Source organism: Kiloniellales bacterium (genome assembly GCA_030066685.1).
Lineage (GTDB): Bacteria > Pseudomonadota > Alphaproteobacteria > Kiloniellales > JAKSBE01 > JAKSBE01.
In genome coordinates this window covers 39,425-51,130 of sequence record JASJBF010000051.1, presented here as the reverse complement: position 1 = coordinate 51,130, position 11,706 = coordinate 39,425, and the positions used below count along the sequence as shown (strand labels likewise).

12 protein-coding genes are annotated in these 11,706 nt (G+C 67.3%); 8 read left to right on the top strand and 4 right to left on the bottom strand.

Translation table 11 applies throughout. The features are described 5' to 3' along the window. Positions 1-207: 207 nt before the first annotated feature. The 5 genes from QNJ30_24565 to QNJ30_24545 all read left to right on the top strand — a co-directional run bounded on the left by QNJ30_24565 (position 208) and on the right by QNJ30_24545 (position 5,670). Positions 208-1,230, top strand: a complete 1,023-nt coding sequence (locus tag QNJ30_24565; protein ID MDJ0946634.1) for a TRAP transporter substrate-binding protein — start codon at positions 208-210, stop codon at positions 1,228-1,230. Between the two features lie 167 nt (positions 1,231-1,397). Further along, positions 1,398-2,015 carry a TRAP transporter small permease gene (locus QNJ30_24560; protein MDJ0946633.1) on the top strand — a complete coding sequence of 206 codons (618 nt, stop codon included), beginning with the start codon at positions 1,398-1,400 and terminating at the stop codon, positions 2,013-2,015. Positions 2,016-2,019: 4 nt separating this feature from the next. Next, the gene (locus tag QNJ30_24555) at positions 2,020-3,390 is read left to right on the top strand and encodes a TRAP transporter large permease (GenBank protein MDJ0946632.1); all 1,371 of its coding nucleotides are present in this window, start codon (positions 2,020-2,022) and stop codon (positions 3,388-3,390) included. 141 nt (positions 3,391-3,531) lie between these two features. After that, positions 3,532-3,864, top strand: a complete 333-nt coding sequence (locus QNJ30_24550; GenBank protein ID MDJ0946631.1) for a hypothetical protein — start codon at positions 3,532-3,534, stop codon at positions 3,862-3,864. 543 nt (positions 3,865-4,407) lie between these two features. Beyond that, entirely contained in the window at positions 4,408-5,670 is a 1,263-nt protein-coding gene (locus tag QNJ30_24545) for a pilus assembly protein (GenBank protein MDJ0946630.1), read from the top strand. Between the two features lie 98 nt (positions 5,671-5,768). Here QNJ30_24545 and QNJ30_24540 read toward each other — a convergent pair whose 3' ends face one another. Next, entirely contained in the window at positions 5,769-6,362 is a 594-nt protein-coding gene (locus QNJ30_24540; protein MDJ0946629.1) for a GNAT family N-acetyltransferase, read from the bottom strand. Continuing rightward, complete coding sequence (locus tag QNJ30_24535; GenBank protein MDJ0946628.1) at positions 6,359-6,481, bottom strand: hypothetical protein; 123 nt, start codon at positions 6,479-6,481, stop codon at positions 6,359-6,361. Before QNJ30_24535 ends, QNJ30_24540 begins: the two co-directional genes overlap by 4 nt. Before the next feature lie 141 nt (positions 6,482-6,622). Here QNJ30_24535 and QNJ30_24530 point away from each other — a divergent pair, with 141 nt between their 5' ends. Both QNJ30_24530 and QNJ30_24525 read left to right on the top strand, forming a co-directional pair. Then, entirely contained in the window at positions 6,623-7,165 is a 543-nt protein-coding gene (locus tag QNJ30_24530; protein ID MDJ0946627.1) for a helix-turn-helix domain-containing protein, read from the top strand. Between the two features lie 97 nt (positions 7,166-7,262). Beyond that, positions 7,263-8,309: a hypothetical protein gene (locus QNJ30_24525; GenBank protein ID MDJ0946626.1), complete on the top strand. Its 1,047-nt coding sequence runs from the start codon at positions 7,263-7,265 to the stop codon at positions 8,307-8,309. Between the two features lie 6 nt (positions 8,310-8,315). Here the strand turns inward: QNJ30_24525 and QNJ30_24520 are convergent, their stop codons facing one another. Together QNJ30_24520 and QNJ30_24515 are read right to left on the bottom strand one after the other, a co-directional pair. Beyond that, positions 8,316-9,542 (bottom strand): YeeE/YedE family protein, encoded by a 1,227-nt coding sequence (locus tag QNJ30_24520; protein ID MDJ0946625.1) that lies wholly within the window; start codon positions 9,540-9,542, stop codon positions 8,316-8,318. A 226-nt stretch (positions 9,543-9,768) separates the two neighbouring features. Beyond that, positions 9,769-10,497, bottom strand: a complete 729-nt coding sequence (locus tag QNJ30_24515) for an SOS response-associated peptidase (protein MDJ0946624.1) — start codon at positions 10,495-10,497, stop codon at positions 9,769-9,771. 191 nt (positions 10,498-10,688) lie between these two features. Between QNJ30_24515 and QNJ30_24510 the strand changes: the two genes are divergently transcribed. Beyond that, positions 10,689-11,600 (top strand): peptidoglycan-binding protein, encoded by a 912-nt coding sequence (locus QNJ30_24510; protein ID MDJ0946623.1) that lies wholly within the window; start codon positions 10,689-10,691, stop codon positions 11,598-11,600. Positions 11,601-11,706: the final 106 nt, after the last annotated feature.

Below are 11,706 nucleotides of genomic sequence, written 5' to 3'. Positions count from 1 at the left end.
CGCCCCGAGGGCTGTGTCAAGGACGGGGGCCATCCGCGCCAGGCGGCGTTTTCCGCAGAATTTGGCCGGGGAACGACTCACACCCTTGTTCTTGGCACATCTTTTGCTCACAAGATCGAGGATAGAAAAGGTATTAGATGTACTACTCCGGCGAGTAGCCGGGGCCGTGCCAACACTTCACCAGCCGTCTTAAGGGAGGCAGAGCGAATGCAGAAGCTACTCCGCACCACCAGGGTCCTGACCTGCGCCTCGGTGCTCGCCCTGGGCGCTACCCTGGCCCTCGGTGCCGGGCCCGCCCAAGCCAAGTGCGATTCCGGCGAGATCGTCATCAAGTTCAGCCACGTCACCAACACCGACAAGCATCCCAAGGGCCTCGCGGCCTCGCTCCTCGAGAAGCGGGTCAACGAGGAGATGAACGGCAAGGCCTGCATGGAGGTCTTCCCGAACTCCCAGCTCTACGACGACAACAAGGTGCTGGAGGCCATGCTGCTGGGCGACGTCCAGATGGCCGCGCCCTCGTTGTCCAAGTTCGAGAAGTACACCAAGAAGTTCCGCATCTTCGACCTGCCCTTCATGTTCAAGGACATCGAGGCGGTCGAGCGCTTCCAGGCCTCCGAGGCCGGGCAGGAGCTGCTCAGGTCGATGCGCAAGAAGGGCCTGCTGGGCCTGGCCTACTGGCACAACGGCATGAAGCAGCTTTCGGCCAACAAGCCGCTGCTCGAGCCGGCCGACGCCGAGGGCCTGAAGTTCCGCATCCAGGCCTCCGACGTGCTCCAGGCGCAGTTCGAGGCGATCGGCGGCAACCCGCAGAAGATGGCCTTTTCCGAGGTCTACGGCGGCTTGCAGACCGGGGTCATCGACGGCCAGGAGAACACCTGGTCCAACATCTACGGCAAGAAGTTCTTCGAGGTCCAGGACGGCATCACCGAGTCCAACCACGGCATCATCGACTACCTTGTGGTCACATCCCGGGAGTGGTGGGACGGCCTTGACGACGGCGTCCGCGATCAGCTGGCGACCATCCTTGCCGAGGTCACGGCCGAGCGGAACGCCAAGTCGACCGCCATCAACGAAGAGAACAAGCAGCTGATCATCAAGGCCGGATCCGAGGTGCGCCAGCTCACGCCCGAGCAGCGCGCCAAGTGGGTCGAGGCCATGAGGCCGGTTTGGAAGAAGTTCGAAGACGACGTCGGCGCCGATCTCATCGAGGCCGCCCAAGCCATCAACTAAGACCCTTACGACAAGACCATAACGAGGCGGCGGCTCGCGATTGCGGGCCGCCGCGCCTGGAAACTGTGTATAAGATTCCGGGGGCAGGCCGCGGCGGCAAGGCTTCGGCCTGAGCGGCGGCAGCGCCGAAGCGCTAGAACAAGGCGCGCGAGCAGGGGGAGAACAAGATGCAGGGTCTCGGCAGGGCCGTGAACCAGATCGAGGAGACGCTGATCGCCGCGATCCTCGGCCTGATGACGGTCATCACCTTCGCGAACGTGGTCGCGCGCCAGGTCTTCGCGGACAACATCCTCTGGGCCCTCGAGGCAACGGTCTTCCTCTTCGCCTGGCTGGTCCTGCTGGGGGTGTCCTACTGCGTCAAGATCACGGCGCACCTCGGCGTCGACGTCGTCGTCAGCGCGGTCAACCCGAAGACCCGCAAGGTCCTGACCCTGATCTCCGTGGTCTGCTGCCTGGCCTTCAGCCTGCTGCTGCTGCTCGGCGGCTGGAACTATTGGTGGAAGTTCGCCACCTCGGCCTCCTTCCTGGAGGTCAATGACATTCCCATGCCCGATTTCCTCCAGTTCCTGGCGGACTCGATGAACGAGGGCGAGCCCTACGAGAAGATCCCCCGCTTCATTCCCTACTTCGTCCTACCGCTCAGCATGGTGCTCCTGACCTTCCGCTTCCTCCAGGCCGGCTGGCGGGTGCTGCTCGGCCGCCAGGAGATGCTGATCGCCAGCCACGAGGCCGAGGAGCTGATCGACGAGGCGGGCGCCGAGCGCGCCGTGGGACGGAAGGGCTGATCCCATGGAAGCCTTCCTGCTGTTCCTGCTGGTCATCGGCCTGCTGCTGATCGGCGTGCCCATCGCGGTGGCCCTGGGGCTGTCCAGCGTGATCTTCCTGCTCGCCTATTCCGACGCTTCCCTGGCCTCGATCGCCCAGACCCTGTTTTCGGCCTTCGATGGCCACTACACCCTGCTGGCCATCCCCTTCTTCATCCTGGCCTCGGCCTTCATGTCGACCGGCGGCGTCGCCCAGCGGATCATCCGCTTTGCCATCGCCTGCGTCGGCCACTTCCAGGGCGGCCTGGCCATCGCCGGCGTCTTCGCCTGCATGCTCTTCGCCGCACTCAGCGGTTCCTCGCCGGCGACGGTGGTCGCCATCGGCACCATCGTCATCGCCGGCATGCGCCAGGTCGGCTACACCAAGGAGTTCGCCGCCGGCGTGATCTGCAACGCCGGCACCCTGGGCATCCTGATCCCGCCGTCGATCGTCATGGTGGTCTACGCCGCCGCGGTCGACGTCTCGGTCGGCCGCATGTTCCTGGCCGGGGTCATCCCCGGCCTGCTGGCCGGGCTGATGCTGATGATCGGCATCTACGTCGCGGCCAAGATCAAGGACCTGCCGGCGCAGCCCTGGGCGGGGCTGAAGGAGATCTTCGAGTCCGCCCGCGACGCGGCCTGGGGCCTGTTCCTGATCGTGATCATCCTCGGCGGCATCTACGGCGGCATCTTCACGCCGACCGAGGCGGCCGCGGTGGCCGCGATCTACGCCTTCTTCATCGCCAACTTCATCTACCGCGACATGGGCCCCTTCAGCCGCGAGGGCGGCGGCAGAAGCCTGGCGATGATCCCCTGGCTGGCGCTGACCACCCTCTGGCATCCGGACACCAAGAAGACCCTGCTGGAAGCCGGCAAGCTGACCATCATGCTGATGTTCATCATCGCCAATGCGCTGATCCTGAAGCATGTCCTGACCGAGGAGCAGATCCCGCAGTCAATCGCCGCGGCCATGCTGGACGCCGGCTTCGGGCCGGTGATGTTCCTGGTGATCGTCAACGTGATCCTCCTGATCGGCGGCCAGTTCATGGAGCCGTCGGGGCTGATCGTGATCGTCGCGCCTCTGGTCTTTCCGATCGCGATCGAGCTGGGCATCGACCCGATCCACCTGGGCATCATCATGGTGGTCAACATGGAGATCGGCATGATCACGCCGCCGGTCGGCCTGAACCTCTTCGTCACCTCGGGCGTGGCGCAGATGCCGATGATGAGCGTGGTCAAGGCGGCCTCGCCCTGGCTGGCAATCCTCTTCGTCTTTCTGATCATGGTGACCTACATACCAGGGCTCTCGACACTGATCCCCAATGCCCTGATGGGGCCGGAGATCATCACGCGCTGAGCTGGCGGTGGCGGCGCTCACCCGATCGTGCGCGTCGCACGACGTCGAGGGCGTTGATGGTGGCCCCTGCCTGTTCTAATCCTGGGGTGGGCACGGTCGATCATGGCCGCGGCCGACACAGCAAGGGCCTGGGAGCGTGACGTGAAGAGACTCCTGACGGCTGCCGCCGTCCTCGGCGCAGGCTTCCTCAGCCTGCCGGTCTCCGCGGAGACCGACGACCATCCCTGTTCGGTCATCGCCAAGCAGCGCCTGGCCGAACTTGGCATCGACACGGGCGACGTCAAGAACATCCGTGTCGACGGCCGCTTCCAATCCAGAGGCCAGGGCAGCCGCCTGGTCGGCTTCGATGCCTGGGTCGCGCTCGGATCCTGCTCCCAAGGGCAGCTGGTGATCGTCATGAGCGCGCGCTGCCGCCAGATGACGGAGTTCACCACGGGAAGCTGCAAGGTGCCTGGCGTCGAGGGGCAATGCTAAGGCGTTGTCCGATCGAACGCGAACGCGTCTGATCGGGAAGTGCGCTAAGCCACCTCCCAATCGGACGCGGCCGGCCGGGAGCCCTGCGATAACGCTCCGGGCCACAACCCGCCGGCTCATCGCCAGGCGCCCGCTTCGTCCGCCCTCGCGGCCGCGCCACAGAAATGTCACGACAGTCGGGTCCGCGGCCGCTCGGATCCTAAACGGCCAAGTCTCCGGGCCGCAGCCTCGGATGGCAGAGAGCGTTCCCCGCGCCCGCCCCGTCACTGCCCGCGATGCGCGGTTCGGCCTGGTCCCGCGCCCGGAGCGCCGGTCCGAAAGATCAAGCAATTATTCAAGTATTAATCAATAAATACTATGTAAACCATAATCATTTCTGCCTAAATACTGACACAGGCCATTTAAATGACACTGTCAATTCTATGATTGATCTCGTTCAATAGGCGCTCCTTGAGGCCGCAGAACGCAGCCGTCAAGCCCCGCTTCGGAACGCAGCTCCGCGGGAAGCGGTGAGTCTGTGGAAAAGGACAAGGAGTAGCCGCCATGAGGCCCAAGCCCGTCTCTCGCCGACTCAAGCAGCTTCGCAGCTATGCCGCCGACGAAGGTGGATCTGCGGTCGTGATCCTCGCGACCGCCATGTTGGTCCTCGTCGGCGCGGCCGGGCTCGCCTTCGATGCCGGCCGCGGCTACATGGTCAACGCCCGCCTCAGCCAAGCCGTCGACGCGGCGGCGCTGGCCGGCGGCCGCTCGCTGACGATCGGCGGCGGCGGCGACTATGCGGCGCAGATTACCAAGTACTTCGACGCCAATTTCCCGCAAGGCTACATGGGCGCCGATGTCTCCGAGCCCAACATCACGGTGAACACCGAAGGCGACGAGATCACGGTGGTGGCCTCGGCGAGCATTCCGACGACCCTGATGCGGGTCCTGAGCATCCAGAACGTCGAGGTTTCGGCCCGCGCCACCGTCAACCGCACGATCAAGGGCCTGGAAGTTGCGATGGTGCTAGACAACTCCGGCTCCATGAAGGGCAGCAAGCTGGGCGACCTGAAGGAGTCCTCCAAGCTGCTGCTGGACATCCTCTATGGCGACAACGATACGGTCGAAGACCTCTACGTCGCGCTGGTGCCCTTCACGGCCCGTTCCAACGTCACCGGCTTCCCGAGCGTGCACCCGGTCTCGCCGCTCGACCCGGACTACGTCTGCCTGAACCCGCGCCCGGCGCCCCATAACACCGGCGACAGCTCCCCGATCGAGGCGCCCTTCAGCCACTACTCCGGCGCCCATGCGCCGCCGGCCTCGGAGTACAGGAGCAAGATCTGTCCGAAGGCGCCCGTGCTGCCGCTGGTCGAGAGCAAGTCCGCGGTCAAGTCGGCGATCGACGCCATGGCCGCCAAGGGCTGCACGCGCTACGACGTCGGCTCGGTCTGGGGCTGGCGCACGCTCTCGCCCAACTGGCGAACCTTCTGGGAGAACAACACCCTGCCGCTGGACTACGGCGAGGCGCTGATGGACAAGGCGATCATCATCATGACCGACGGCGCCAACACGCCGAACTGCGCCGACGACCCGCTGAGCGTGGCGGCGACCGAGGCCATGTTCGCCCAGCAGTGCCAGGCGATGAAGACTCAGGGCGTGATCATCTACACCATCACCTTCCAGCTGAACGATCCCGACACCAACGCGCTCTTCGAGAGCTGCGCCTCCGGCGCCGAGCGCTACTTCAAGTCCCCAAGCGGTGAGCAGCTGGAGCTTGCCTTCACCACGATCGCCAACGACCTGAGCACCTTGAGACTGACCCAGTAAGCGGAAGGAAAGAGGGGCGACTCCGGCGACGGCGCGGCAGGTAGCCGCGCCGTCGTTCCTTTGCCCGCGGCCAGCTTCGGCGGGGCCCTGCGCCGGCGTCACAGCGGCAAGAAGCGGGCCGCCTCCCTGGTCCGTCGGCCGAAGTCGGATTCGGGAAAACCCTCCAGGGTCTCCGGCAGCGGGGCCGAGACCGTGACCGAGTCCGCCTCCGAGGCTTCGATGCGGCCATCCAGTTGCGCCAGGATCGCCAGCGCCGGCGCGTTACCGGCGTGAACCTGGCCGGAAAAGCGCTGCAGGCCCTGGGCCCGCGCCAGACGCCACAGCAGGGCGACGAAGAGGATCCCGAGGCCCCGCCGCTGATGGGCGTCGACCACGGCGAGGGCGATCTCCGCGGTGCCCGGCCGGTCCTCAAGGTGGACGTAGCGGGCCACCCCGATCCCCTGGCGCTGGGGCACGCTCAGATCGGTCGCGCCCCAGGCGACGTGTCGGCAATGGTCGACATCGGTGAGGTAGCGCAGTTCCTGGGTGGAAAACCGCGAAACCGGCCGTCCGAAGCGCCGGTATTGAGAAAGGGGGGAGAGGCGCTGCAGCCCGGCCTGCAATGCGGGGGCATCTTCCGAAGAAAGCGGATGCAGACGGACCTCTCCCCCGTCGGCCAGCGTGGCGTGAAAGGCGGCCCTGGCTGTGATCATGGGGCCGCCCCGGCGCCGGCCGCTCCGGAACCCTCGACCTCGAGGCTCATCGCCTTGCCGATCCAGGCCTCGAAGCCGCGGCAAAGGCACGCAAGGTCAAAATGGATGACGGCGGGCATCTGTCGAGAATCCCTCTGCGGCCTTACCATCAAACGGAACGTCGGCTCGGTGGAAAATTCGTTTCTAAATGAAACTTATCCGTTTGGAGATTGCAAGACGAAAGTTGCAAGACAAAACTTTCTTTCCTAGACTCTAGATCGATGCGAAAGCGCTTCGACCATATGAACTGCTCGGTTGCCCGCGCCCTCGATCTCCTGGGTGAGTGGTGGACGATCCTGATCGTCCGCGAGGCCTTCGCGGGGACACGTCGCTTCGAGGACTTCCAGCAGCGCCTGGGAATTGCCCGGAACATCCTGACTTCGCGTCTTCGCAAGCTCACCGACCACGGAATCCTGGAGCGGGTGGCTGCCCAGGCGGGCGGCCGCCGCAAGGTCTATCGCCTGACACGCAAGGGACGGGAACTGCTGCCGGTCCTGGTCGCGCTGATGCAATGGGGCGATCGCTGGATCAGCGGGCCGGGCCGGGAGCCCCTGCGGCTGGTCGAGCGTGTCAGCGGCCTGGGCATCGCCCGCATGACGGTGCAGAACCTGCACGGCCGGACGCTCGACCTCGGCGACCTGAAGGCGCTGCCAGGGCCCGGCTTCAGCGGCGGCGAGGCAGAGCCTGGGGTCCGGACCGAAGCCGGGGATGAGGAGGGCGCCGCGGACTTAGGCCTTCGGCCGGCGCCGATTACCGAGAGTTAACGCTACCTGTGGACTATGACCTCCGGCCGGACGCCCGGCGGCTTTCGCCGGAACGTCCGAGCGTCTCCGAGAAACCCTCATCGGCGCGGGCGAGCGAATGACAGCAGACAAGGCCAGAGACGGGGCCCGGGCGGAGTCCGTCGGCTTCGAGCACAAGCTCTTCTCCTCTATGGAAAACCCGCATTTCCGCCTTTCCGCGCAGAACCCCGGCCAGCCGGTGATGATGGTTAGCTTCGGCGAGAACGAGATCGCCTTGCCCTTCGACGGCATTCGCAAGGAGTTCGGCATCGACGCGGGGTCCGCCGACGACCACATGCTGAAGCTGGTCGCCGAGGGCCTCAACTTCGTCGTGCTGCTGCGCCCCGGCGATCCGATACCGGCCGAGCTCCTGACCGGCGCGCCCTCGGCGGAGATCTCCCCGGACCATCGCCAGATCGCCTTCCAGCGCCTGACGATGCAGCTGGCGACCTGGGTCGCCGGGGACGAATCCGTGGTCACGGATCGCGCGCAGCTGGCGCAGATCGCCGAGGACCCGGCAACCAAATCCCGGATCAACGACGCCCTGGGCGAAGCGGCGGCGCGGCTCGGGCTCGAGCGGCGCGACAAGGACAAGGTGCTGCAGCTGATCGAGCGCCTGGCCGACGACCTCGCCGCCATCGAGGCGCTGCGCGACCGTTTCGGCGGCATCACGGCCATGGCGGAGAAGCTCCAGGCGCTGCGCGCGGTGGTGAAAAGCCAGCAGATCGCCCTGGAGTTGATCGACCCGGTCGCCCGCCTCATGACCGCCGCCGTCAGGAAGCTCGCCGGGGACTTCGAGGAGATCGATGCCCAGACCGGCGAGATCATCGCGCTGCTCAGGAACATCGAGCCCCAGGTCCGCTACATCCGCGAGCGGCGCAACGAGCTGCACCAGCGCCTGCTGGCCTGGACCGAGATGCTCGAAGCCTGGAACCGGACCAGGGTCGAGGACAATGAGGCCAACGTCCGCTTGCTGCGTGAGACCTACCGCTTCCTGGCACCGCGCTTCATGCCGGTCGACGAATGGGCGCTGCGCAGCAAGCTGTTGGCGCCCGAGGGCTCAGAGGTCGACCCGCGCCGCAGCGAGACCAACCACGGCCTCGCCAAGACCGAGGTCATCTGGTAGCGGGGATCACGCCCGGCAGGGCGCGCTGCGCTCGACCGCCAGGCCGAAGGCCGGCCGCAGCCGGGTCCCAAGATAGCTGCCGACCAGGGCGGCCAGGAACCAGAGCCAGCCGTGCAGGCTGCCCGAGGCGATGCCGCTGAAGTAGGCCCCGACGTTGCAGCCGAAGGCGAGGCGCGCGCCGTAGCCCATCAGCAGGCCGCCGACGGCCGCAGCCAGCAGCGAGCGCCAGGGGATCCGCCGCTCGGGCGCGAAGCGCCCGGCCAGGCCCGCCGCCAGGAAGGCGCCGACGATGATCCCGAAGTTCATCACCGAGGTCGTGTTGGCGAAGACCGAGGCCTCCAGCAACCTTTGCCGGCCGGGCGTCGACCAGTAGGTCCAGCTGCCGAGATCAAGGCCCAGGGCCGAGGCCGCCTTGGCGCCCCAGATCGTGTAGCCGAAGCTGACCCCCCAGGGATGGCCGGCCAGGGCCAGAGTCGCCAGGTTGAGCGCGGCAAGCAGGACCGCGCCGGCGAGCAGCGGCCAGGGCCCCTGCAGCAGGCGGCTCCGGCCCTTGGTCGTGCGGAGAATCGGCTCCAGGCGGCCGTGGCGCCGCCGCTCGACCACGACGGTGGCGAGCAGGATGGCGCCGAAGACCGCCCACTGCAGGGCGATGGCCCCGAAGGCGCCGAACTCGCGGCCGAGCGAGATGCTGCCCAGACTGTACTGATTCAGCCACCAGGGCAGATGGGCCGTGCCGACGACCGAGCCGACGCAGAAGAACACCAGGGTGACCAGCATCCGGCTCCGCCCGCCGCCCACGGTGAAGAGCGTGCCCGAGGCGCAGCCGCCGCCCAACTGCATGCCCAGGCCGAAGAGGAAGGCGCCGACCGTCACCGAAACCCCGACCGGGGCGATGAAGCCGCCGGCCGGCCGACCGAAGAGGCTGCCGGCGGCGATGATCGGCAGGAAGAAGGCGGTGGTCAGGGCCAGCATGACCATCTGGGCGCGCAGCCCGGCCCCGCGGCCGTCGGCGATGAAGACCCGCCAGGCGCCGGTGAAGCCGAAGCTGGCGTGGTAGAGCACCAGGCCGAAGGCGCCGCCGAGCAGGTAGAGCCAGGGCTGCCGGCCGTCGAAGCCCTGGCCCAGTGCCAGGGCGCCGCCGAGCAACAGGACCAGCCCCAGGCCGGTCACCCAGGGATCGGGGCTGCGCGGCTTGCGCTCCGGCGCGCCCAGCGCGGCGTCGGCGGCCGTCATCGCTGCTCCGGCATCGCTGTCATGGACTGACTATGGACAGCCTCCGGCCGGCCTGTCGAGCCGGCCCACGCAGATGTGAAGCGCCCGGTACCGGCCACGAATTAAGGAGCCACCCCCTCCCCCATCGAGGGGGAGGGAGAAGGCTGCGGTCGCCGTTCGGCTAAGCCCTCCCCCTTGATGGGGGAGGGATGGGTGGGGGTGACTCTCCGAGCTGCGCAGGTGATTGCTACAGCAGCCTAAGCTGGGCGGCCGGTTTGGGGTCCGCGGCAGGCTCCTCCTGGGACGCGGCCGGCACGATCAGCGAGGGATCGTCGTTGCGGACCGCGTTGACCCGGGTCGAGACCGGCGTGGCGGCGAAGGCCTCTTCCGGCGCCGGGCTCAGCAGCGACTGCAGCGCATCGATCCCCGAATCGGGATCGAGCCAGACCGCGTAGCCGGCCGGCGCCAGGATCACCGGCATGCGCGGGTGGATGGCCGCAAGCCGCCGGTTGGCCTCGGTGGTGACGATGGTGAAGCTTTCGACGACCTGGCCGCCGGCCTTGTCCTCCCAACGCTCCCAGAGGCCGGCGAAGGCGAAGGGCCCGCCCGTCACAGGGGCGATGTGGTAGGGCTGCTTGGGCCCGGGGGGCCGGGCCTGCCATTCGTAGAAGCCGTCGGCGGGGATCAGGCAGCGGCGCCGGCGGAAGGCGGTCCGGTATGCCGGCTTCTCGGCGACGCTCTCGGCTCGGGCGTTGATCATGCGGCTGCCGATCGAGGCCTCCTTGGCCCAGGACGGGATCAGGCCCCAGCGCAGCAGGGCCAGATGCCGCTTGCCGTCCTCCGGCCCGAGCCGGACGGCGGGCACCTCCTGGGTCGGCGCGATGTTGTAGCGCGCCGCGAGATTAAGGGATTCCTCGAAGAGGAAGACCGCCCGCAGGCCCTCGAGCGGCGTGGTCAGGGTGTAGCGCCCGCACATGCATCCCATGCTGGCCCGAAGCCGGCGGCAAGGCAAAGCAGAACCTGATGGCAAGGAGCCTTTCGTGCGAATCCCCACTGACGGCGCCTCGGCGTGCCACGACTCTCGCCGTCATCGGGAAGACTCTGAGGGTCTCTTTCTGCTAAGGCGAGAGGGCGCCTTGCGATCACGCGACGACCGGGGGAGGACGCATGGCTTTGACCCGAACCCTGAAGCTGACGCGTCCCTTCCTGCGCGGCGAGGACGTCGAGCGGGTCCAGGAACGGCTCCTGGAACTGGGCTTCGAGGAGGTCGGCCGCGCCGACGGGGTTTTCGGCCCTGATACCGACAGCGCCCTGCGCCTGTTCCAGCGCGCGCGCGGGCTCGGGGTCGACGGGATCTTCGGCGAGATCACCCGGGCGGCACTCTTCGACGCCCGGCCTCCCGAAACGCCGAGCGGCACGCCGGGCCCCTGGATCGACCTGCTGCCGCCGCTGACCGTGAACCACGGCATCTTCGGCAGCGTCGAATGGCGGCTGGCGGCCGACGGCCTGCGAATCGAGGACGCCGCACCCGAGGTCACCCCAGGGCGGCCGCTGACCGTGCGGCGGGTCTGGGACGCCCTCGGCCGATCGATCTCGCAGTGGTGCGACGTCTTCGACGTTCCGGTCGAGCTGGTCCTGGCGACCATCTGCACGGAATCCCGGGGCAATCCCGAGGCCTTGCGCATCGAGCCGGGCTACGTCAGCGACGAGGCGACGCCGCACCGGATCTCGGCGGGACTCATGCAGACTTTGATCTCGACCGCGCGCGAGGCCCTGGACGACCCGAGCATCGACCGGGACTGGCTCCTCATCGCCGACAACTCGATCCAGGCCGGGACCGCCTACATCGGCCGGCAGAGGCGCAAGACCGACCTCGACCCGCCCAAGGTCGCCTGCGCCTACAACGCCGGCAGCGTGATCCGCAACGACAGCCCCGGGAACCGCTGGAAAATGCGCCAGTTCCCGATCGGAACCGGCCACCACGCCGACCGCTTCGTCGCCTGGTTCAACGACGCCTTCCGGGTCTTCGAGACCCTGGACGTCCCGCCGGATAACGCCTTCTGGCGCGCCCTGCGCTAGGCGAAACCGCTCGACGGATTCTCGACCAGCGGTCGCTTGCGATCGGCGGCGCTCTTCGTTAACCTGAATGTTCCTGTTTTGTTCCCGATGACAGGACGGTGACGGT

Excerpts from the sequence above, each read along its gene's own strand:
- QNJ30_24525 (MDJ0946626.1), top strand. The coding sequence starts at position 7,263 with ATGACAGCAGACAAGGCCAGAGACGGGGCCCGGGCGGAGTCCGTCGGC.
- QNJ30_24515 (MDJ0946624.1), bottom strand. The coding sequence starts at position 10,497 with ATGTGCGGGCGCTACACCCTGACCACGCCGCTCGAGGGCCTGCGGGCG.
- QNJ30_24555 (MDJ0946632.1), top strand. The coding sequence starts at position 2,020 with ATGGAAGCCTTCCTGCTGTTCCTGCTGGTCATCGGCCTGCTGCTGATC.
- QNJ30_24535 (MDJ0946628.1), bottom strand. The coding sequence starts at position 6,481 with ATGCCCGCCGTCATCCATTTTGACCTTGCGTGCCTTTGCCGCGGCTTC.
- QNJ30_24520 (MDJ0946625.1), bottom strand. The coding sequence starts at position 9,542 with ATGACGGCCGCCGACGCCGCGCTGGGCGCGCCGGAGCGCAAGCCGCGC.
- QNJ30_24510 (MDJ0946623.1), top strand. The coding sequence starts at position 10,689 with ATGGCTTTGACCCGAACCCTGAAGCTGACGCGTCCCTTCCTGCGCGGC.
- QNJ30_24545 (MDJ0946630.1), top strand. The coding sequence starts at position 4,408 with ATGAGGCCCAAGCCCGTCTCTCGCCGACTCAAGCAGCTTCGCAGCTAT.
- QNJ30_24560 (MDJ0946633.1), top strand. The coding sequence starts at position 1,398 with ATGCAGGGTCTCGGCAGGGCCGTGAACCAGATCGAGGAGACGCTGATC.
- QNJ30_24530 (MDJ0946627.1), top strand. The coding sequence starts at position 6,623 with ATGCGAAAGCGCTTCGACCATATGAACTGCTCGGTTGCCCGCGCCCTC.
- QNJ30_24540 (MDJ0946629.1), bottom strand. The coding sequence starts at position 6,362 with ATGATCACAGCCAGGGCCGCCTTTCACGCCACGCTGGCCGACGGGGGA.
- QNJ30_24565 (MDJ0946634.1), top strand. The coding sequence starts at position 208 with ATGCAGAAGCTACTCCGCACCACCAGGGTCCTGACCTGCGCCTCGGTG.